The following is a 21,861-nucleotide window of genomic DNA, read 5'->3' on the forward strand; positions in this document are numbered from 1 at the left end:
AAATCCCGCAACCCGCGGGGCGCCGATTCAATGACCAACAAGGATCTGATTGCGCTTGCTGTCGAAGGCTAGCGCCTGTGGCAGAACTACCCCCACCGTTGGGGTACCGGCCGGGGCGCTGCGCACCAGCCGCTTGGGTGTGGCGTCGCCGTTGGCGGTGCGGTCGAAAATCTCGGCGGTATGGCCGAAATTGGCGACCCACAATTCATTGTGCATGGCATCGTAGGCCAGCCCGATGGGGCTTTGGATATTGGTGTGAGGTCCCTTGATCACGCGCACGGGGGCCGCATTGCCTTGACCATCGCGGGCATAAACCGTAATTGAATTGTTGCCGATATTGGCGATGTAAATCTCGTTGTGAGCCAGATCCACCGCCAATCCAACGGGGTCGTTAAGCTGGGTCTTGTTGCCCTGAATCTTGCGAAGCGGCGCGCTATCGTCCTTGGCCTGGTCGGAATACACCGTAATCGAAGGTGGGTTGTAACGCCCCCCACCGCTGTAATCGGCGTCCCATTTGCCGCGGTTGATATCGCCCACGTTCTCTACAATCAGCTCGTGATGCTGATCGTCCCAGAATAAGCCCTTGGGTTCGGCCAACCCGGTGTGGTCGCCGCGCAACTCACGCAACGGATTCTCCACCCCCTTGGCGCCCAGGCGGAAGAACATGATCACCCCGTCGTCCTCGTTGGTAATTGCGATTTGCCGATAGCGCTGGCTTATCGCCAGCCCGTAGGCCCCCACTGGCATCGACAAAATCCGTGCCGCTGCGTTGCCGCGCGCCGAGTAGGGAAAAGCCACAAGGGTGTTGCCGATATCGGTATCGACCGCATAGATCTCGCGCTTGACGGGATCCAGGGCCACGCCCGATTCGCCCGAGATGCGGCTGGCTTCGCCGCTGATGATTCCCAGCGAATCGGTGGGTTGCGAGGAATCCGACCCAGCTTGGCTGTGATAAAGCACCAGCCGCTTCACGTTGGGCGCGGTGAAGACCGCCAGGTTGTTGGCCGGGTCTACTGCGACCCCGTTGAACTCGGGAAAGGGATCGCAAATGGCGCGCTCGGGCGTGATGTCGCCGCCAAAAATATGATCAGCCATCTCGGCGAAGGTCTTGCCTCCCTTGCTCGCGCTGCCGTTACCCTCATCAGCGTAGAGCGGTGCCGCCGTCAGGCCGAGTTTTTGCGCAACCTGCTGCGTGGAATGTTTCAGTGCGGTCAGGCCGCGGTCGATGCCCGCACGGGGCCACATGCAGACTATGATCGCGAGCGCAGCCAGCGCGCCGCCGATACCGAGCACGCGGCCGGTCATACGGCGCCGGCTGTTGAAGGCTTCGATTGGATGCTCCCCGCTGCCCATGCTTAGTCCGCTCCCGCGTTGTAGACGTTGAATTTTAGTCAAAGATTGTCTTCCACCCAGCCTTATACGTAGGAAAAGCCGTTCTTCAGCGCAAGGGTTTGCTATCTATAAGCGAATCGCCAACGCGAGTTTCGGGTTTTCCTTCCCCGATAAATGGGTTAGATAGCAAGTGGAAGCGGAAATCGGCAATCGCCGGTTAGCCCTACGGGCAATCGCCAGGCCGCGCCATCCGCCGGCGCTCTGTCATGCGGGAGGAAAGCCGATGACAATGCAGACTCAGTCTAGTCCGTGGCGGGAGCAATGGAGCAACGCGGTTTTTTCGCTGGAGGAGCGCGACCGGCGTTGGGCCAAGGTGCGCGGGCTGATGGCGCGCCAGGGGATTGACGTTATCGTCTGCCTTCCGTGCACCAATTGTCACGATCGCGGAAGCGCCGATGCGCGTTATCTGACTCAGCTTGGCGAGAACAGTGACGAGGTGACGGTGGCCTTTCCGCTCGAGGGCCAGGTCACCGCTTGGCATTCGTGGGCAGGGATCTGGCCGGGCGCCAACTGGTTCGAACAAGACATCCGCGCGGTGCCGGCGCGCGGTGCCGGCGGCCTGACAATTTGCGGTTGGCTGAACGAAAATCCCCGCTTCCAGTCCGCCACCATCGGGGTGGCCGGGCTGGATTCAAGCCTGCTTGCGCGTATCCGTGAGACCGAAGGCGAAGTCAACTGGCGCTCGCTGGAGCTGCTCAAACAGTCCTTCCCAAAGGCTCGCTTCGTTAGCGCTACGCCGCTTTTGGGCGAGGCGCGCTGGCAAAAGAGCGAGGAGGAGGTCGAGTTTATTCGCCATGGCGTAGAGATCGCTGAGGTTACTTTGGCGGCGTTGCGCGAGCATGCGCGGGCGGGTGTAGGCGAGCGCCGGTTATTTGCCGAGATGATGTATGCCAACGCCAAGGCCGGTGGCAGCTTTCCACCGATGATCGGATGGATCAGTGGACCGTTGGATGCGCCTTATCATCGCCTGGAGCAGCCGACCTTTCGCCAGCTGCAGCCGGGCGACGTCATCGGGGTGGAGGTCGAAGGGCGCTGGGGTGGTTATATCGCCCAGATCGATCAAACTCTCATCATGGGTGAGCCTCCCGCGGCCCTCCGCGAGGGGATGAAGCTTGCCTGCGAGGCTTTCGATCGCGTGCTGGCCAAGATGGCGCCAGGGGTGACGATAGGCGAACTGATCGAGGCGGCGACGCTCAGCGGGCTTGGCGGCCGGCTGCAAAGCGGGCTGGGGATGCATGGGCGGGGCACCGGCGACGACGGCCCCTTGCTGGTCTCGCGCCGGCCCGCGCCGGCCGCGGTGCTATCGATGGAACTCCGGGAAGGGTGCTGTTTTGCACTCAAGCCCTCGGCCATCCTGGACGGTAAGACCGAGTACGGACGCTGGGGCGATAGCGTGGTGGTGACCGCTCGCGGCGCGCGGCGCTTGGGCAGCCGGGCGCAGGAATTATTCGTCCAGAACTGATCGGTTTACGATTTAACTTGGCTTCGCAAGGAGATCGCGATGGAAACGCTGGAGCCACGAACAAATCGCCCCAATCTGCCGGCCAAGCACTCTAACTTCCCGCATCCGGAACGATTGCGCCGCAGTATCGAACGAGCCCACGCAAGTCTGGCGGAACCCTTTGTTGGAATCAGCAGCGACGGCAGCCCCTCTCACGGATTATTTCCGTTGCGCTCCACCGGCATTTCGCCCGCCCCGCTGGTCGAGGCGGCGCAAGCTTGGCTCGCGACGCTTTCTCCCAGCCAGCGCGCGGCGGCCTGTTTTCCGCTGGACTCGGTGCAATGGCGCGCCTGGAGCAATGTGCACGTTTACATGATGCGACATGGCGTATGCCTGGACGATGTCGACGATCGGCAAAAAGGCGCGGCTCTGAAGTTGGTGCGTGCTGGCATGAGCGCAGCGGGATTTGAATCGGCGCGCGCAGTGATGAAGCTTAACGAGCACATTCGTGAAATTACCGGCCGCGACGACAATTACGGCGAATGGTATTACTGGATGAGCTTGTTCGGTAATCCCTCGGCCACCCAACCGTGGGGCTGGCAGCTTGACGGCCATCACCTGGTCATCAATTGCCTAGTGATTGGCGAGCAGATCGTGATGACGCCCACCTTCTTAGGTTCTGAACCGGTAGTGGCGCATTCAGGCAAATACGCCGGCGTTCGCGTGCTAGCCGAAGAGGAGGAAAGGGGCTTCGCGGTCATGAATGCGCTCAGTCCGGCGCAGCGCGCGCGCGCCACCTTGGCGCGAACACTACCCGAGGAACTCTTTGCTGCCGCCTTTCGCGACAATCTGCGCCTCAACTACGAGGGTATCGCTTATCCAGATCTCGGCCCGGCCCAACAGGATCTGCTATTGGGACTGGTGGGGACTTACGTGGGCCGGATGCACTCTGGACACGCCGCGCTTAAGCTGGAGGAGATCAAAGCCCATTTGCCGAGTACCTATTTTGCCTGGATGGGCGAATGCGCGCCTGAAGGCGTGTTCTACTATCGCGTCCACAGCCCGGTCATCTTGATCGAGTTCGACCATCAGCCGGGAGTTGCGCTGAACAACGATGAGCACAATCGCAACCACATCCATACCGTGGTGCGAACTCCCAACGGCAACGACTACGGAATGGATCTTTTGCGCCAGCATTACGAACGCTTCGACCACTCCCATCCGCACACCCCCCATCGTTTGGGTAAGCCCTCCTGACGCGGAGTGAAATGAGTGGGCGCACGGTATGCCGGTTGCGCGCTTTTGGCAACTAGCGTGCCCGGTGAGTTAAAAGGCCGACCTTGACGCGGCCAGCCGCGCGGTGGATGGATTGACCGCGCGCGGGCGGCCATGTTTTCATAGCCGCCGAGTGGTTCATTCAATCCATGGCGCTTAAGATCGCAGCCTGCGTCAAGCAGATCCCGCTAATCGAAGATGTCAACTTCGATCCGGTAACCAAGACCATCAAACGCGACGGGCCCAACGTAATGAACGCGTTGGATCTCAACGCGGTGGCCTACGCTGCCGAGTTTCGCCAAAAGTTGGGCGCTCAAACCACGGTCCTCACGATGGGCCCGCCGCAGGCCCGCGAGGTACTTATTCAGGCGCTCGCGATGGGGATGGAAGAAGCGGTCCATCTGGAGGATCGCGCCTTTGCCGGCGCCGATACGCTGGCTACCGCGCGCGCGCTGGCGGCTTGGCTGGGGCCGCGCGCGTTCGATCTGATTCTGATGGGCCGTTATTCGCTGGATTCCGAAACCGGACAGGTTGGTCCCGAGGTCGCCGAGCTGCTGGGGATTGCCCAGATCACCAATGTGATCGAGCTTACGCTCGAGGGCGAGGTCGTCCGCGTCGTGCGCGAGAGCGATGACGGGCATGAAGAAGTGCAATGCCGCCTGCCCGCGCTACTGACCTGCGCCGAGCGCAAGGCACGGCCGCCGCGGGTGACGCCGGCGGCGATGGAGGCAGCTAAGCTGGCGCCGATCGCGCTGGTGCGCGCGGCGGACTTGCATTGCGATCCCGCCCTGCTGGGCGCCAAGGGCTCCCCAACCTGGGTTCAGGACGTGATGGTCGAGGAGCCGCGCAAGGTCGCCTGCAAATTCATCGATACCGGCGATCCGCAACGGGCCGCCGACGAGGTCGTCGCCGAACTCGATCGGATGGGTGTGTTGAAAGCAGCGCGCCCACCCGGCCGCCCGATTCCCGCCCAGCTGCGCCCATCGAAGGCTGGGCGCGAGGTTTGGGTGGTTTACGAAACTGCGGGAGATCAGGTTAGCCGCGGTAGCCTGGAATTGCTGTCGGCTGGCGACGAATTGGCCGGCAAGCTGGGCTCGGCCCTGGTCGCGGTGGGGCTCAGCGGCCCAGACTTGCGCCCGATTCTTGCCAGCTACGGCGCCGACCGCGCCATTTTGTTTGATCATCCGACCCTCACTGACGGCCGCCCCGAGTCTATCGTGGAGGCGCTGGCGCCGCTGGTGGTCGAGGCACGGCCCTTTGCCCTGCTGGTTAACGCCAGCGAGCTGGGACGCGATTGGGGCCCTCGGCTGGCGGCTCGCCTGGGCCTGGGTCTGACCGGTGACGCAATTCGCTTGGCCTTGGATGGCGAAGGGCGGATGGTGGCCTACAAACCCGCTTTCGGCGGGCACGTCATCGCGCCGATTATTTCGCGCACTTTTCCCCAGATGGCCACCGTGCGCTCGGGGGTCTTGCCGCTGGCCGATCCTCGGCCTGGGCGCGGTCCGATCGAATTGGAGACCCTCCGGCCTTCATTACCCGCGCCGCGAACCACGCTGCTGGCGCGCAAGCCCCTGCTGGATCCGATGATCAAGCCGTTAGAGGGTGCAGAGATTGTGGTTGGTATCGGCGTCGGTGTCGGCGGCCCTCCGGGCGTGGCGCGGGTCAAAGAGTTTGCCCGTGCGATCAACGCCGCCTTGTGCGCGACTCGTCGGGTTACCGATTTGGGCTGGGCACCCCGACAAATCCAGGTCGGGCTGACCGGCAAAGCGATTGAGCCGCTGCTTTACTTGGCGGTCGGCGTTCGCGGCGTTCCCAACCATACCATCGGACTCAAGCGTATCCACGCCACGGTCGCAATTAATAAAGACCGCAACGCGCCGATTTTCGAGCGCGCCGAAATCGGCTTGGTCAGCGATTGGGCCGCCATCCTTCCCGCTTTGGAAGCGGCCCTAAGCGCGCGTCTGGGTCGTTCTTAACGAGGCCCGTTTGATCGCTTGCGCCTGCTCTTGTCACCACGGCCGCTTGGGGCCGTTGGTCGCGGTTATACTCTGCGTGACCTCGAGTGCGGCGGCATGGGGCGCCGCGGCCCCACGGATCGTGTCGCTGGCGCCTTCGACCACCGAAATTCTTTTCGCGGTAGGTGCCGGGCCTGAAGTGGTCGCAGTTTCCAACTATTGCGATTACCCGCCACAGGTACGAAAGCTACCGCGCGTGGGTTCATTCCTGGAGCCCAATATCGAGGCGATCGCGGGTCTGCGTCCGACCTTGATCGTGGGCTTGGCCTCGGCCGCCAACGAACGGGCGGTGCGCGGCCTGGCCGCGATGGGATTCAGCCTAATGCTGACTCGCGACGATTCGATTGCGGCAATTGAGCAGGCGATCATCGAGATCGGCGCCCGCACCGGCCATCGCGAACGGGCCGCGGCGGTCGTGGCGGCGATCCGTGAGCAGATAGCGACTGTGCAAGCGCGCCTGCGTGGCCGATCCGCGCCGCGAGTTCTGATGGTAGTCGGGCACGCGCCGTTGATCGCGGTCGGTGGCGGCTATCTGGGCCAGTTGCTTGAGCTGGCCGACAGCATCAACATCGCCGCCGGCCTGGGGCAAGCATGGCCCCGGCTGAGCTTGGAATATGTAATAGCGCAGGCGCCGGCAGTGATTTTGGATGGCCGTAGGGGCGACACGGCCGCGCTCGATTCCTTCTGGCTGCGCTACCAAGCTGGTCGCTTCGGTCCGAAAGTGGTGGGCTATCCGCTGAGTCCGGTGCTCCATCCCGGGCCCCGCATTGGCCAGAGCCTGGCGATTATCGCCGCGCTGATTCATCCAGAGGCCTTCGCGCCCGCCTACCACGGAGCGCGCTGATGGCTATCTCGGGCGCTCTCAGCTCCCACCGCGAGGCCTACTTGACTGCAGCCCGCATGGTGAGGGTCCTGGGCGCGCTGGCAGTTGTACTGCTGGCCGTGCTGCTTGTGGCGATCGCGCATGGCGCAGTGCGAATCGACCTGCTGCGTGCGCTGCGCGACCCCGCCAGCCCCGATCATGCCATCCTGATGGCAGCGCGTCTGCCGCGAGTGCTAATGGGCGCTCTGGTGGGTGCGGTATTGGCTACCGCCGGTGCCGCTTTGCAAGCTCTGGTGCGCAACCCGCTGGCGGAAGGGGGAACCTTGGGAATCTCTGCCGCGGCCGCTTTCGGCGCGATCCTGCCTCTGGTGTTCAGCTATCGGCTGGGAATAAGTGAGGCCCTGGCACCCGGCGCCGGCTTCGTCCTGGCCCTGCTCTCAACCTTGCTCGTGTATCGGCTGGGACAGGTGCGCGGGCGCTTGGATCCCTTGAGCCTGCTGTTGGTGGGAGTGATCTTCAACACATTCTGGTCAGCCCTGATTCTGTTGATCAACAACCTGGTCGACCTCTACCAGACCCGCGGCATTATGGCCTGGCTGGTGGGAAGCCTGGAGGCGCCCAGCTATACCGAAATCGGTCTGGTCGCGATGCCAGCTGCGGCCGGGTCAGCTTGGCTTTACTGGCATGCCCGTGATCTGAACCTGCTGGCGCTCAGCGAAGACTCGGCGCGCGATCTCGGGGTTGACGTCGAAGGATTGCGCCGCGGTATTTTTGTGGCCACTTCTGTGATGATTGGTGCGGCGGTCTCGGTCAGCGGCATGATCGGTTTTGTGGGCCTAATCGTGCCGCACCTGATCCGCTTGCGCTGGGGCCCCGACCATCGCCTGCTTTTGCCGGCTGCGATGTTGTCGGGAGCTGGTTTCCTGGTTGTGGCGGACTTGATCGCGCGGCTGGCGATCGCGCCTGCCGAGTTGCCGGTGGGAGTAATTACCGCGCTGTGCGGAGCGCCGTTTTTCATCTATCTGCTGCGCCGTGACGGCGCGCGGGATGTGGCCCTGTGAGCGTGCCCATCCTGAGCGCACAGGGGGTAGAGGCTGGCTATCGCGACCAGCTGGTCTTGCATGGCGTTTCCCTGGAGGTATGGCCAGGCGAGTTGGTGGCGATCCTAGGGCCTAACGGAGCGGGCAAATCCACTCTGCTCAAGGTTTTAAGCGGCGCGATCGCGCCGGGCGCGGGCGAAGTCCGCTTCGACGGGAGGCCGCTGGCGGCCTATTCACGCCGGCAGCTTGCACGCCAACTGGCAGTGCTCGGGCAGGAAACACCTATCTCATTCGCTTTCAATGTGGTCGAGCTGGTGCTGATGGGGCGTGCGCCCCATCTGGCTTCTTGGCGGCTGGAGGGCAGCCAGGACGTGGCTCTCGCCAATCAAGCGCTGGCGCTGCTGGGGCTGACGGAGTTGGCGGCGCGGCCGATAAGCGAACTATCGGGGGGCGAGCGGCGCCGGGCCTTCCTGGCCCGCGTGCTGGCCCAGGAGCCGGCGCTGGCGCTACTCGACGAGCCCACCGCCTTTCTCGATTTGAAGCACGTTGGCGAGATCTTTGCTGTGCTCGCCCGGCTGCGCCGAGAGCGCCAAATGGCCGTGATCGCCAGCCTGCACGATCTGAACGCCGCCGCGCTGTACGCCGACCGCGTGCTGCTGCTCAAGGATGGGCGTGCGGTGGGCAGTGGCCAGCCCGAACAGATCCTGACCGCAGCCAACCTCGAATTGGCGTACGGCACCCGGGTTTACGTCGGACGCAATCCGGCCAGCGGCGCGGTGGCGGTGCTGCCCTTGGCTCAATAGGTGCGGGTCAGGAGGAAAATCAAGGAAGGAAGCCATCTTTTATGCGTGCCGCGCTGCTTTAAGCAACGCGCATCGATTGCCTTCAAACCCAGCATCGCATGGTCGCTGGGGATTTGCCCTTTGGCGCGAACGAATATCGGGAGGCCATCGCACGCGTGTGCCGGCGATGCTACCCTAGGGACACGACGAATAGTTTTTATTCGCTGCACGCGCTAGACTACAGCAATTGCGCTAGGAGAGGGCCCCAAAGCTCCGCGGCCATTACAAGCGCCAGAATGGGTACAGCTGGCATCAGGATCGAAATAGCTTCCGATTCGCCCGGCGCTCGGCCGCGGCGCAACAAGCCCCCATTACCGCTGCGACCGCTGCATGGACTGTGGCGACGGGCGATAGATGAGATAGACTTGCGGCGCTTGGCGCTGCCGGTGCGTGGTCTGCCGAGTGCGCTGGAGGGGTTGAGCGCCTGTCAGATCAGCGATTTCCACGTCGATCGCGATGAGGATCTGCAGCGTCTGGGCCGCGCGGTGGAGCTAATCAACTGTCAAAAACCCGCGCTGGTCTTTCTGACCGGCGATTATTTCTCCGGTCGTGAGACGATGCGTCGTTACCTGGGCGGGTTTGCCCGCGAATTGCGCAAGCTGCGGCCATTGGTGGGAATCTTCGCCATCGCCGGCAACCACGACCATTGGGCCTCCTTCGAGCCGATTGCCAGCGCGATGGCAGGGGCCGGCATTGAGGTCCTGCGCAACAGCAGCCGGCGGCTCGAGATCGAGGGTAGCGCATTGACCGTGGTAGGTATCGACGACCTGTGGACCCGTCATGCCGACCCGGCGCGTGCCTTTCGCGAGGTAGCGCCCAGCGACTGCACCCTGGTCCTGGCGCACAATCCCGATACGGCCCTCTACACGCGCCACTTACACCCGGGCGTGATGCTGTGCGGGCACACCCACGGTGGAGTCGTGCGACTACCATATTACGGCAGCCCGCTGCGCTCGATTTTGCGCTTAGGCAAGCGCTTCTATGCGGGGCTTAACCGCTACGGCGATTTCTATATCTATACCAACCGCGGCTTGGGCACCTTTTGGTTGCGAGTGCGGATTAATTGCCGGCCCGAAGTCTCCTGCTTCCATCTCACCGGCCAATTTCCCGCGCCGGTGACGCCCAAGGCCACCCGCCCGCGCCGCTCGCGTCTGCACCGAGCGCATTAAGCATCAAGCCACGCCGGTTCGTTCGGCGCGAACCGAGGGCGGCCGCGCAGTTCTGATCAGCACGTGAAGGGAGGGTTCCGATGGCGAACGCCAAGCTGGTCTTGATTGCCGGTGGCAGCGGCTTTATCGGCCGCGCGATCGCGCGCCGTCTGGCCGCGCTGGCCGAGCCGAGGGTGCGCATAATGAGCCGTAATCCAGCTAGAGCTCGCCAACTCCTGCCCGACAGCCCAATCGAGTTCGTTGCCGGCGAAGTCACTCAGCCGCAATCGCTACCGGCTGCGATGGCGGGGGTCGATTGTGTCATCAATGCGGTCCAGTTCGACGGCTATCCGGTGGAAGATGCAGCGCGCGGCCTGACCTTCGAGCGAATCGATTACGGAGGGACTTTGGCCTTGTTGGAGAGTGCAAAGGCCGCCGGCACTGGTCGATTCATCTATATCAGCGGTGCCAGCGCCGACCCGCTCAGCAGCCACCCCGGCTTCCGGGCCAAGGGACAAGCCGAGCGCGCGATCGGCCAGTCGGGCCTGGAGTTCACGATTTTTCGCCCATCGTTGGTCTTCGGACGCGAGGATCGCACCGTCAATCTATTTGCCAAGGCTTTGCGCTATTCACCAATCTTTGCGGTTCCCGGCACCGGCTTGCAGCGGGTGCAGCCAGTCTGGATCGAGGATGTGGCGGCGGCCGTGGCGCTGGCCTTGACCAACCCCGCGGCGCGCAACCGATGCTTCGAAATCGGCGGACCGCAGCCGATGAGCTTCGATGACTTCATGCGACTACTAATGGATATCACCGGCCACCATCGCCCGCTGTTTCACGTGCCCGAGGGGCTGTTGCGGATGGTGGGGCGGGTGGTCGAAAAGCTACCGCGACCGGTCTTGTCGGCCGACGCGGTGACCTTCCTAACCGCCGACCATTTGTGTGACACGCAGCCCCTGGTAGCTGCGCTGGGGGTGCGGCTCACCCCGCTGCGTCAAGCGCTTTCTTACCTCGCGCCAGCCGCGGCCTGAGCAGCGCCGCCAGCCGCGCCACACGCAGGCCCGGCGCGCCGGGGGCTCTGGTTAGCAGGCGGACGCTTGGCTTCATCGCTCGATCGACCGGCAGCGCAGCAGCCGCGGGCGGAACAAGAGCGGTTCTGATCTCAATGGGGACGAGAGCCGCACTCCTGGCGTGCGCTTTCGCCTCCGCGCCGGATATGGCGCCGCCGATCACGCTAGCGCCCAATTTTTACTCTTTGCCAATCCTACCGCGGGGTGTGGCGAGGCTGCGCCCATAGATGATTTTTTTGCATTGGCCCGCCTGGCATGCCAAGCCGAAGTCAGGCGGGGCAAGGGCTGCTAAGGCATGGCAAGACATGCGCTCCGCGTGACGCCAGGGATAAATGGACAAACGGCTAAGAGCCTCCTAGGTGAGTTAAGCCCGGCCATAGCGCCAGGCGCTGTGCGCATTAACATTCCTAGGCAACGCTCGGATCAGCACGAGAACGCTGGGGTTGCTCGCCAGAGCGATCGGTGCCGAGTCCCGTCAATACCCCGCAACACACCAGCCCGTCGGCCTCTACCGGCGCACAGCTTGGTCAATGAGGCAAGTAGAAATACTACCGCCGCTGAGAAGGATCCTCCCTTAGCCTTCAACCAACCCTGGCCTTCGCCGGGAGCGGTCTCCACGTTTTGGGAGGAGAAGAGATGCGATTAAATCGATTGGTCCTGGTCTTGGCGAGTCTAATGGTATTTCTAGCTGCTTGCAGCGGTGGTGGAAGCTCCGGGAGCAGCACCTCCAATCAGATGAGTCCCTCGCCCAGTGCCTCGCCCACGCCCTCAGGCTCGCCGATCGCTTCGCCCAGCCCCACCGGATCGCCACGTGCCACGGTCACGCCCAGCGCGACCCCAAGCGGCGTGGCGACGTCCTCAGTATCGACCTCGGCCAACGCACCGGGAGTGTTGATCTCAGGCAAGACCGTCACCGTCTATGTTCCGCTGGGTAGCGATGATCTTACCACGCCCAATGTAAGAGCAGTTACGGTGGAAACCTCAAACGGCATCAACAGCGCCAACAATCCCCCGCCGATGACAATCAGCACCACTACCGGGGGCAGTTCGGGGCGGGCCAATTCCTGCGCGGGCGGAAACAATAGCGTTATCTGCTCGGAGCAAGGCAGCGACGGTATCTATTTAATCACACCCGGAGCGGCGACCGCGGGGGTAGCCCTCAACAATCCCAACAACCAGGCAATTGGCAACAATTACAGCGCTGGCGATTGCGTGGAATGCGGTGCGATGATCGATCCGGGACTTGGAATCGGCATCATCTCGGGAGGCAATGGGGCCGGCACGCCTAGCGCCAATCCGAACACCGGCGGGTTTGCGATCTACAATCTGGCGACCATGACCACATCACCCTGGATTCTCACCAACGGTGAGCCGGTCAGCGTCAACTTCGGCTACGATCCGGTCAATCACTGGATTCTTTCACCCAACTACGCGGTTAATCCGAACTCCGTGCCCGCCTTCGCCAGCACGCCGCCCCATTTCCAGATCATCAAGCTCAATGGCAGCGCGGGCACTGGCACGGTGTACGATCTGGCCAACGATCAGACCTTCTTCAACAACAACGGCCGCAATTGCAACGCGACCACGCCGGCCGATATCCTGCCGGATTCTGGTGCGATCGATACCCAGACCCAGATCGCGGTCGTCACCCTTCGCAAGCCTACCGCTTGTAACAGCGCGACAAGCGGACCGATCGTGGACTTGGCGCTGTTCGATCTTTCCCAGGCAACCTTTACCGCAGCCAGCGGCGGCTCGGCTACCGGGAGTTGGAATACCAACGGCAAGCAGATCCAGACTCTGTCGGCGCTTTATCCCAACTTCGGTAACGGGATAACCGGTATCAGCGTGGTGTCGGGGATGCATCTGGCGCTGCTCGACGATCAATCGGGCAACAGCGGCTTCGGCGCTATCGTGCTGCCCTCCAGCTCGGGCACCGGCACCCCCGCGGTGACCGATTATGTGGTGGCCTCGATGCCGAACGATCCGAGCGGAGCGGCCTGGACGATGCCCAAGCAGCCCAACGGTCTGACTACCTACATTAGCCCTAACACCAACCGGCCGATGGGCGTGATTTTCAACAACAGCCGGACTTTCGTGGCGGTCATCGATCTAATGAATTTGCTCAATCCCGCAAATCGCAACGGACCTAACTCGGTGTCTAACCCGCTGCCCAGCGGGATCGTCACCTTCGTGCAGGATTAGCCGCACAAAAGCACGAAAGGAGCCCGGCGCGGCGCGCCGGGCTCCTTCTTGTCTTACAACCCCTCCCAGTATGCAGGCGCGTAACAGCTGAGTGCTCTGACTGCACGGCTTTGGCTGGGCGGCCGTACTGCCTCTTTCCGCCGCCGATCACGAAGGGCCGGTGCGAGCAGTACCAGTTGCGGTGCACAATAGTAAGTCGTCAGTTCCTGCGTGAGGGCTCGGCGATGAGGGGCTGGCGGCGGGCACTCCAGCCCTCCGGTCGCGGGCATGAGCCTTGCTTTCCCTAGTGGTCAAGTCCTCCTTTCATGAGTCTGTGCCGGAGACCAGCCGGTGACGTGTAGCCGGCAGGCAATTTCTCCGGGATGCGGATTCCCCCGCTGAGGCTTGCTTCCGGCGGCCCAGTATTTCGCCGCACCTAGCGGCAGTTCTCCCAACAACGAAGCGCTGAGGGGTTTGGTTTGTCATGAAGTTGCTGGAGGTAAACGACCGCTACTGCCAAGCTTGAAACGTGAGAGGTCCAACGTTGCTGGCGGAGACAACCGACAGGGATCGTCGATCCGCCCTCAACGCTCAGCCGCTCGAAAGCTGCCCTTGCAGGTAACCGCCCAGCTCGGCGTATGGCGAGGTCCAAGGGTCATTGGCCGCGAAGTAAGTCAGGTTGTGAGCGACGATCGCCAGGCGAGTGCGAAAATCAGGGAGTCGATAGGTGAGCTCGAGAAGCGGGATACTGAAGTCGCTCGGCGCGGCCTTGGGGCCGACGAATTCGGCGGAAAAGCTGATACGAGGGGCGCGCGCGCCGTGGCTGGCCGCACCCCAGTGCAGAACCCCGAAGTCCCAGCCCAAAATTGCGCCGGCGCACGCGGGCAGGGGACGTGCGGCCTGCATTAGATGGAGCGCCGCGACCGCGGGAAGCTGGGCGGCATCGAACAGTCCCTTCATATCCAGATCGCTGGGAAGCAAATCCTTGGGCACCAAGTAGATGCATCCGTTGTCGAGGGTGGCAGGGTTTAGCGCCACCCATAGCGTCATTCCCACCCCGCCATATCGGTCGGCATGCGGCGGCCAGCCCTTGGCCCCGCGTCTGGGATGGACGTAGTAGCACCACACATGTGGATGCATCCGGTAGCCGGGCCCCAAATTTTCCTCCAATAAGGCGCGTAACGAGGGTAGTTGCCAAAAGCCCCAGAACTCGTCGTACATGAAGGCGAAGACCGGTGGCCATTCGGCGGCCTTGAGCGTCTCCACGCCGCGGCGCATCGCGGCCAGAGCCTGGCTCGCCAGCAGCGGGCGGGCTACGAAGTGGCCTTGAGCATTGAATTGACGCAGTAGACGAGTGCGATAAGCGGTGGAATAGCCGCCCGTCTCGATGAGGGCTTTCGGATCGGCGTTGACCGACAGGAAAGGGCAGAGCGAGCGCCAAAAGCGCGGGCTTCGAGCTTGCTCCGCGCGCCGGCGCAGATCGGCGCGGTCAAGCCGCAGTGCCTGTGCGAGCACGGCGCGGGCGCGGAGCGGAGGCGCGGGAATCGTGGCCACGCCTCTGTCCTCCCGATTAATCGTCGGAGGTAACCGGTGCAGCAATGACCAGTCCCTTGGCCGACAGCTCGGCCAGGAAGCGATCAAGGTCGGTCCGAGCCTGCTCCGGGCTGACCTCGTAATCCGCGCTCAGTTGTTCGACGATCTGGGTTCGCGAGCAGCCTTGCGCCAACAGCCGCCAGATATCGTTGCCGCTTCCTTCCAAGCCGAAATAGATCCCGCTCTCAAGGTTGAGAATCACTACTTCGCCATCCAAATCGCGCCATACGATCTGCTCTTCCGCCAGTACGCTCTCCGCCATAAAAGCCTCGCCGGGGGCTAAAATATGATGCAATTTGGCCGCGTAGCGAGGCTAACACAAGTGCGCGCACTTTCAATCCGCCTATCGTTGGTGGCGCCGAGTTGAAATTCCCCAGTCGCCGATATCTGACAGCCGCCTGCGGCCAGCCTCTTGCGCAGGCCGCGCTTGCCAGCAAAATAGTGGTGGCCAAGCGGGGTGTTAGCCCAGCAGGCATGCGGAGGGGGTAGGCGATGGAAGCAGATAGCGGACACAACGAAGGAAAGCGGACCGCGCTGGCGAGCGAGCTCTCACGCCGCCGGCTGCTGGCGATCGGGGGTACGCTGGCAGGATGGGCGTTGATGCCGCAAGGACGAGCGCTGGCGGCGTTGCAGGTCGCGTTGCCGCGCACCCGCGAGCTGCGCTTTTACAACCTGCATACCGGCGAGCGCCTTAGCGCCGTGTACTGCGAGCGTGGCGGCTATATCAAAGCCGCGCTGGCAGAAATCAACTACATTTTGCGCGACTTCCGGGCCAATCAGGTCAAGCCTATCGATCCGCGCCTGCTCGACCTGCTGTACGGGCTTAATCGGCGTCTGGATACCCGCCAACCCTTCGCCGTGATTTCGGGCTATCGCTCTCCGGCCACCAATGCGATGCTGGCGGCGCGCAGCGAAGGGGTAGCCGTGCACAGTCTGCACATGGTAGGGCAAGCGATCGACATCCGAGTGCCGGGTCGCGGGCTGAGCGAGCTCAGGCGCGCCGCCACCAGCCTGAAGCTGGGCGGGGTGGGATACTATCCCGCTTCCGACTTCGTCCATGTTGATGTCGGTCGGGTGCGCTACTGGTAGGGGTCAAGAGCGGACGGGTTTCAGCCCTGAGCGTAAACCTTTTCCGCGGCGGCCAGGGCGCGCCCGCGCGCTACCTCAGCGCCCATCGCGGCCAATTGCGCCTCCAGCGCGCTGAGCAGAACCACTACGTGGTTGCGTTGGGCCGATTCGCCCATCAAGCCGATCCGCCAAATTTTGCCGCGCAACGGTCCCAGACCGGCGCCGATCTCCATGTTGTAATCGGCCAGCAGCGTTGCGCGCACGCGGGCTTCGTCAACTCCCGCCGGGATCTTGACGGTGGTTAATTGGGGCAGGCGATGTCCCTCCTGGGCGGCCAGCTCCAAGCCCATCGCGCGCACTCCCGCGTGCAGGGCGGCGGCGTGCAAGGCATGACGCTTAAAGCGCGCCTCCAAGCCTTCTTCGGCCACGACTCGCAGCGCTTCATACAGCGCGTAATTCATGCTGATGGGAGCGGTATGATGGTAAACTCGCTCCTGGCCCCAATATTGCGCGATCATCGCCAGATCCAGGTACCAGGAGGCGCATTTGCTCTTGCGTTCCGCGATGACGGCCAGCGCCCGCTCGCCCACGGTCAGAGGCGCCAGCCCCGGTGGCGCGCTGAGCCCCTTTTGCGTGCAGCTAAAGCAGATATCGACCTGCCATTCGTCCACGTTGACTGGAATGCAACCCAGCGAGGTAACCGCGTCGAGCATCAGCAGGGCACCGCGCCGATGCGTCAGGCGCGAGATCTCTTCGATTGGCTGCCATGCCCCGGTGGAGGTCTCCGCGTGGACCAGGGCTACCAGCTTGGGCTTGGCGCAGGCCGCCAGCGCCGTTTCGATCGCCTCGGTGGTGAGGATCTGACCCCATTCGGCCCGCGCTTGGTGCACCTTGGCCCCCAGGCGTTGGGCGCAATCAACCATCCGCCCGCCAAACACCCCGTTGACCCCGACTACGACTTCGTCGCCGGGCTCGATAAGATTGGCCATCGCCGCTTCCATCCCGGAGGAGCCGGTGCCCGAGAGCGGCAGGGTCATGGGGTTGGCAGTGCGAAAGACCATGCGCAGCAGCTTCTTGGTGTCTTCCATCAAGGCGATGAACTCGGGATCGAGATGGCCTATCATGGGCGCGCTCATCGCGCGCAGCACGCGCGGATTAACATTGGAGGGGCCGGGGCCGAGCAGGATGCGCGCGCTGGGCTTCAGTTCGGGAAATTGCTGCGTTGGCATAAATTCACCTCGCGCCGGTTTGCGGCTCGCTCTTGCGGCTCCTGATCTAAAAGGTTAACCGTGTAACGATTTGGATCGGCCCGATGGTAGCCTAAGTGCAATGGCGATGCATCAGGAAAAGATGGCTTCCACCGACGCTGCGTTGAGCGCGCAGTTGCGCGCCGAACTGCGCGCGATTGTCGGCGCGGCCGGCTTTTTTGACGATCCCGGCGAGCTCAAGGTTTACGAATGCGACGGCTGGACCATCGAGAAAGCCGCGCCCGCGCTCGTGTTGCTGCCGCGGACCACCGCCGAAGTCAGCGCTATCCTCAAGGCGCTGTGGCGCCAGGGCGTGGCCTATGTGCCTCGCGGTGCTGGCACCGGGCTGTCGGGCGGCTGTCTGCCCTGGCTGGCTCCGGTGATGATCGGCACCGCGCGGATGAACCGCATCCTGGCCATCGATCTGGCCAACCGCCGAGTTGAAGTTGAGCCCGGGGTGGTCAATCTGCAGGTCAGTACGGCCATTGCAAAAGCAGGCTACTTCTATGCGCCAGACCCTTCTTCTCAGGCGGCTTGTACGATTGGCGGTAATATTGCTGAAAATTCGGGTGGACCGCATACGCTTAAATACGGCGTTACCACCAATCATGTCTTAGGCCTGGAGCTGGTGCTGCCCGACGGCGAGATCGTCGAGCTGGGCGGCCCCAGCGAGGAGCGGCTGGGCTACGATTTGACCGGTGCGGTGGTCGGAGCCGAGGGCACCGCTGGCATTGTGACTCGCGCCACCCTGAAAATCGTGCGCACGCCCGAGCAGTATCGCACTTTGCTGGCGCTGTTTCCCACGGTCGACGCCGCCACGAGCGCGGTCTCCGCGATCATCGCGGCCGGGATGGTGCCGGGCGCGGTCGAGATGATGGATCGCCTGATCATGGATGCGGTCGAGATGGCTTTTCACATAGGCTTTCCGTCCCACGTCCAGGCGGCCTTGATCGTCGAACTCGATGGCCTCGCCGCCGGCCTGGATGAATACGTGCGGCAGGCCGTGGAGTTGGTGCGCGCCCACGGCGCGGAGCAAGTGCGGGTGGCGCGTGACGAGGCCGAGCGGCAATTGCTGTGGAAGGCGCGCAAGCGCGCTTTTGGCGCGGTGGGCCGGCTGACGCCCAACTTCGTGACTCAGGACGGGGTGGTACCGCGTACCCGCCTGCCCGAGACGCTGCGCGCGATCGCAGCGATCGCGCGGCGCTATCAGATCAAGATCGGCAACGTCTTTCATGCCGGTGACGGCAACCTCCATCCGATCCTCTTTTACGACGAGCGCGTGCCCGAGCAGGTACGCGCCGTGATTGAAGCCGGGCGCGAAATCCTGGCGACTTGCGTGGCGATGGGCGGGAGTTTGACCGGCGAGCACGGCATTGGAGTGGAAAAGCTGGCCGAGATGCCGCTTTTGTTCGGCCCCGACGACTTGCGCGTGATGGCCGAGTTGCGCGCGGTGTTCGATCCTCAGCAGCGCTCCAATCCAGGTAAGGTGCTGCCGCAGCCCGGCGCCTGCGTGGAAGTCGCGCGGCCGCATCGCCAGGCCGCGCTGTAGCCTCGCCAAAATTGATCTTTACGGAGAGCAGAGCGGTCAATGGCAAAAAGCTTACAGCACATTACCGTCACCCACGTCGGCAGTCTGGTCCGCCCCCCGGCGCTGATCGAGTTCCTGGAGAAAATCGACCGCGGCGAGGCTTATGACGAGGCGGCCTATCAAGAGTGTTTGCGCAGCTCGATCGCCGAGGCGGTTCGGCTGCAGGCCGAGGCGGGCGTCGAGATCGTCAGCGACGGTGAGTACGGCAAGACGGTCAACTGGGCCTTTTATGTGCACCATCGGCTCGGCGGTCTGGAAATGCGTGCGCTCACGCCCGAGGAGATGGGCGATCCAGCCGCCGCGGTGATCGGTGGACGCGACCGCGCAGCATTTCCCGAATTCTACCACGAATATGACGGCCGAGTGCTGCGCAACACCATGATCGCGGTGCGACCGGTGGTCACCGGCCCGCTCAGTTATCGAGGACAGGCCGAGCTGCAGCGTGATATCGCCAATCTTAAGGCTGGCCTGGGCGGAATTGATGCGCGCGGTTTTCTGCCGGTAGTGGCGCCCGCCAGTGCGATGCCCAACGCCAAGGTCGAATACTATCGCGATGAAGAAAGCTTTCTGTTTGCCCTAGCCGAAGCCTTGCGCCAGGAGTATCGCGCGATCATCGAGGCCGGCCTTTATTTGCAAGTAGATGACGCCTTTTTGCCCTTCATGTACGAAAAGCTGGTGCCCCCCATGACCCTGGCCCAGTACCGCCAATGGGCCGAGATGCGCATCGCGGCGCTCAATCGCGCACTGGAGGGGTTGCCGCTGGAGCGCACTCGCTACCACATCTGTTGGGGAAGCTGGAACGGACCCCACATGTTCGATATTCCGCTCAAGGAGATTATAGATCTGGTGCTCAAGGTCAGGGTCGGCGGCTTCAGCTTCGAGGCCGCCAATCCTCGTCACGAGCATGAATGGCAGGTGTGGAAAGCGGTCAAGCTGCAACCTGGCCAATACATAATTCCGGGGGTGGTTACCCACTCCACCAACATCGTGGAGCATCCCGAGCTGGTGGCCGAGCGTCTGCTTCGCTTCGCCGGATGCGTGGGAGGTGAAAATCTAATGGCAGGGACCGATTGTGGCTTTTCCCAAAGCCCGCTGGCCGGCCGCGTCCATCGCACGATAATGTGGGCCAAGCTCAGGGCCCTGGCCGAAGGCGCGCGGCTAGCTTCGCACAAGCTGTGGAGCTGATTGCCCCGAGCGACTCAGCCCCAGCCGTGCTTGAGCGGCGCAGCGTACTCCAGCAAGGTGATGCGCTCGGTGATCTTCCAATTGTCCGCGACCCGGCGCAGGCGATCGAAGAAGCGGCCGGACTGGGTGACCGAGCCACCGTCAAACTCCAGTGCCGCGCTCCAGTAGCATTTGCAGCTTGCCTCGTCGCCGTTGATCTCGATGATGTGGTTGCTGTTGGTATGGCGCAAAAAGGTGAAATCGCGGTTGAGCGCGCGCCGATGGTACTCCACGATCGCGCCGCGTCCCTGGCAGCGCTGGGTCTGTTCGCCGGGATGGCGAATTTCCAGGGTGCAGGCGTCGTCGAAAAGTTCGCCCAAAATGGCTACGTCGCGGGCGTCCACGGCATAGCAATAGCGGTAGAGCAGCTCGCGGATCTGCTCGCGATCGCGTAACTGGCGCAGTAATCTTGCTTCTTCGCCTTCCATCCAGGTCTCCTCGCCGGGCACGCGCCCGTGAAGCTTGGGGCGGGCCGCACCAACCAGTCAACGCGCCGCCCTCGCGCGTAGGCCTGCGCTTGATGATAAAGATTGCATCGTGAATAGTGCAAGTATCGACCATTGGGCCGGGCTGCGCCAGCACGCCTGGCTGCGCCAGCCGCGTCGCGCCGAGGGTGCGGTGGCGCAGTTGGTGGCCGAGCCTGCCGGGGCACAGGAATTGGCCGCGCTGGTGGGATACTGCCAGCAGCACGGGCTCAGCGTGGCGGCCCTGGGCGCCTGTCGCACGCTGGGCTGCCTGCGCGCGGCGCCGGTGGCGGTGGGAATCGCGCTCAGCCGGATGGCGCGGGTGGTGGCCTACGAGCCCGACGATCTGACCGTGACGGTGCAGCCTGGCATCACGATGGCTGCGCTGGATGAAGTACTGGCCTCCCGCCGCCAATATCTGCCGCTGGACCCGCCCCAGCCCGCCCAGACTACCTTGGGCGCCGTCCTGGCAACCGCGCGCACCGGCCCCTTGCGGCTGTCCGCCGGCACGCCACGCGATTACGTCTTGGGAATCGAGTTCGTGGGGCATGGCGGACGGCTGGTGCGGGCGGGCGGGCGGGTGGTCAAGAATGTTGCCGGTTACGATATCATGAAGCTGATGGTAGGAGCCTACGGAAGCCTGGGAATAATCAGCGAGGTTACTTTGAAGATTCGGCCGCGGCCCGCCGCTCAGGCCCTGGTATTGCTCAGTGCCCCGGGCGCGCAAGAATTGTGCGAGCTAGGCTTCGCCCTTCATGATCGCTTGCCTCTGCTCTACCTGGACCTGCTGAGCCCGCGCGCCGAATTGGCCGAAGCGCCGCGTCAGGGCTACGGCTTGATCGCCGGCCTGGGTGGTAACGGCGCCGAAATAGATGCCCAGCTGGCAAGCGTGCGCGAGCTGGCGCCCAAGGCGCGGATTTGGCAGGACAATGAAGCCGCGCGCCTCTATCGTGCGCTGGTCAATTTGGCGCTGCCCAAGGTATCGATCGAGCTGCTGGTTGCCGTGCCGCCCCGTTTGTTGCCCGAGTGCTTGCACAGCGATGGAGTGGAGTTTCGCGCGCATTTGGGTTCCGGAGTGGCGCAGGTAGCGCTTGTGGGCGAAGGCCCCAGCGCGATCGCCGCGGCGACGCGATTGCGCGCCCGCGTGGCGCAGGCCGGCGGCCACGCGCGCGTGCTGCAGATAAGTCGGGAATTGCGCTCCCAAGTGCCATTTTTCGACCTGCCCGCGCCTGGCGCGATGGCTCTGATGGCTCGGCTCAAGCGTGCCTTCGATCCCGCGGCGATCTTTAATCCAGGCTGCTTTGTAGGGGGGCTGTAGTGGCTTCCAGGGAGATGACCGAGGGTACCTCGATCGATGCGGAGCTGCTGCTGGATTGCGTTCATTGCGGCTTTTGTTTGGAAGCCTGCCCGACTTACCAGCTAACGCGTACCGAGATGGACTCACCGCGCGGGC

The 21,861-nt window shown here is 63.3% G+C and carries 19 protein-coding genes; 13 read left to right on the forward strand and 6 right to left on the reverse strand.

Translation table 11 applies throughout. The features are described 5' to 3' along the window. Positions 1-27 precede the first annotated feature (27 nt). Positions 28-1,353 carry a hypothetical protein gene (locus VKV28_04575; GenBank protein ID HLH76064.1) on the reverse strand — a complete coding sequence of 442 codons (1,326 nt, stop codon included), beginning with the start codon at positions 1,351-1,353 and terminating at the stop codon, positions 28-30. Between the two features lie 262 nt (positions 1,354-1,615). Between VKV28_04575 and VKV28_04580 the strand changes: the two genes are divergently transcribed. From VKV28_04580 to VKV28_04615, 8 genes are all read left to right on the forward strand, one after another. After that, positions 1,616-2,854, forward strand: a complete 1,239-nt coding sequence (locus VKV28_04580; protein ID HLH76065.1) for a M24 family metallopeptidase — start codon at positions 1,616-1,618, stop codon at positions 2,852-2,854. A gap of 39 nt (positions 2,855-2,893) precedes the next feature. After that, positions 2,894-4,090: a DUF3500 domain-containing protein gene (locus VKV28_04585; protein HLH76066.1), complete on the forward strand. Its 1,197-nt coding sequence runs from the start codon at positions 2,894-2,896 to the stop codon at positions 4,088-4,090. A gap of 167 nt (positions 4,091-4,257) precedes the next feature. Further along, the gene (locus tag VKV28_04590) at positions 4,258-6,084 is read left to right on the forward strand and encodes an FAD-binding protein (GenBank protein ID HLH76067.1); all 1,827 of its coding nucleotides are present in this window, start codon (positions 4,258-4,260) and stop codon (positions 6,082-6,084) included. 76 nt (positions 6,085-6,160) lie between these two features. Then, complete coding sequence (locus VKV28_04595) at positions 6,161-6,967, forward strand: helical backbone metal receptor (protein ID HLH76068.1); 807 nt, start codon at positions 6,161-6,163, stop codon at positions 6,965-6,967. Next, on the forward strand, positions 6,967-8,007 hold the full coding sequence (locus tag VKV28_04600; GenBank protein HLH76069.1) for an iron ABC transporter permease: 1,041 nt from the start codon (positions 6,967-6,969) through the stop codon (positions 8,005-8,007). The genes VKV28_04595 and VKV28_04600 overlap by 1 nt, the downstream gene beginning before the upstream one ends. Further along, positions 8,004-8,789 carry an ABC transporter ATP-binding protein gene (locus VKV28_04605; GenBank protein HLH76070.1) on the forward strand — a complete coding sequence of 262 codons (786 nt, stop codon included), beginning with the start codon at positions 8,004-8,006 and terminating at the stop codon, positions 8,787-8,789. The genes VKV28_04600 and VKV28_04605 overlap by 4 nt, the downstream gene beginning before the upstream one ends. A gap of 275 nt (positions 8,790-9,064) precedes the next feature. Next, complete coding sequence (locus VKV28_04610; protein ID HLH76071.1) at positions 9,065-9,997, forward strand: metallophosphoesterase; 933 nt, start codon at positions 9,065-9,067, stop codon at positions 9,995-9,997. Positions 9,998-10,077: 80 nt separating this feature from the next. Further along, complete coding sequence (locus tag VKV28_04615) at positions 10,078-11,004, forward strand: NAD-dependent epimerase/dehydratase family protein (GenBank protein ID HLH76072.1); 927 nt, start codon at positions 10,078-10,080, stop codon at positions 11,002-11,004. A gap of 770 nt (positions 11,005-11,774) precedes the next feature. On the opposite strand, the gene VKV28_04620 is transcribed toward VKV28_04615, so the two are convergent. Next, positions 11,775-11,957 (reverse strand): hypothetical protein, encoded by a 183-nt coding sequence (locus VKV28_04620; protein ID HLH76073.1) that lies wholly within the window; start codon positions 11,955-11,957, stop codon positions 11,775-11,777. A gap of 58 nt (positions 11,958-12,015) precedes the next feature. On the opposite strand from VKV28_04620, the gene VKV28_04625 reads away from it, so the two are divergent. Beyond that, the gene (locus VKV28_04625) at positions 12,016-13,245 is read left to right on the forward strand and encodes a hypothetical protein (GenBank protein ID HLH76074.1); all 1,230 of its coding nucleotides are present in this window, start codon (positions 12,016-12,018) and stop codon (positions 13,243-13,245) included. A 570-nt stretch (positions 13,246-13,815) separates the two neighbouring features. Here the strand turns inward: VKV28_04625 and VKV28_04630 are convergent. Next, positions 13,816-14,778 (reverse strand): hypothetical protein, encoded by a 963-nt coding sequence (locus tag VKV28_04630; GenBank protein HLH76075.1) that lies wholly within the window; start codon positions 14,776-14,778, stop codon positions 13,816-13,818. A 16-nt stretch (positions 14,779-14,794) separates the two neighbouring features. After that, the gene (locus VKV28_04635; GenBank protein HLH76076.1) at positions 14,795-15,079 is read right to left on the reverse strand and encodes a PqqD family protein; all 285 of its coding nucleotides are present in this window, start codon (positions 15,077-15,079) and stop codon (positions 14,795-14,797) included. Positions 15,080-15,309: 230 nt separating this feature from the next. On the opposite strand from VKV28_04635, the gene VKV28_04640 reads away from it, so the two are divergent. Continuing rightward, the gene (locus tag VKV28_04640) at positions 15,310-15,906 is read left to right on the forward strand and encodes a YcbK family protein (protein HLH76077.1); all 597 of its coding nucleotides are present in this window, start codon (positions 15,310-15,312) and stop codon (positions 15,904-15,906) included. Positions 15,907-15,926: 20 nt separating this feature from the next. Here VKV28_04640 and VKV28_04645 read toward each other — a convergent pair whose 3' ends face one another. After that, positions 15,927-17,114, reverse strand: a complete 1,188-nt coding sequence (locus VKV28_04645) for an alanine--glyoxylate aminotransferase family protein (protein HLH76078.1) — start codon at positions 17,112-17,114, stop codon at positions 15,927-15,929. Between the two features lie 100 nt (positions 17,115-17,214). On the opposite strand from VKV28_04645, the gene VKV28_04650 reads away from it, so the two are divergent. Both VKV28_04650 and VKV28_04655 read left to right on the forward strand, forming a co-directional pair. Next, positions 17,215-18,681 carry an FAD-linked oxidase C-terminal domain-containing protein gene (locus VKV28_04650; protein HLH76079.1) on the forward strand — a complete coding sequence of 489 codons (1,467 nt, stop codon included), beginning with the start codon at positions 17,215-17,217 and terminating at the stop codon, positions 18,679-18,681. A gap of 39 nt (positions 18,682-18,720) precedes the next feature. Further along, complete coding sequence (locus VKV28_04655) at positions 18,721-19,905, forward strand: cobalamin-independent methionine synthase II family protein (GenBank protein ID HLH76080.1); 1,185 nt, start codon at positions 18,721-18,723, stop codon at positions 19,903-19,905. A 14-nt stretch (positions 19,906-19,919) separates the two neighbouring features. On the opposite strand, the gene VKV28_04660 is transcribed toward VKV28_04655, so the two are convergent. Beyond that, positions 19,920-20,372 carry a nuclear transport factor 2 family protein gene (locus VKV28_04660; GenBank protein ID HLH76081.1) on the reverse strand — a complete coding sequence of 151 codons (453 nt, stop codon included), beginning with the start codon at positions 20,370-20,372 and terminating at the stop codon, positions 19,920-19,922. Between the two features lie 109 nt (positions 20,373-20,481). Between VKV28_04660 and VKV28_04665 the strand changes: the two genes are divergently transcribed. Next, positions 20,482-21,726, forward strand: coding sequence for an FAD-binding oxidoreductase (locus VKV28_04665; protein HLH76082.1), 1,245 nt, complete (start codon positions 20,482-20,484; stop codon positions 21,724-21,726). Positions 21,727-21,861 lie beyond the last annotated feature (135 nt).

It is taken from the genome of Candidatus Binataceae bacterium (assembly GCA_035294265.1).
Lineage (GTDB): Bacteria > Desulfobacterota > Binatia > Binatales > Binataceae > DATGLK01.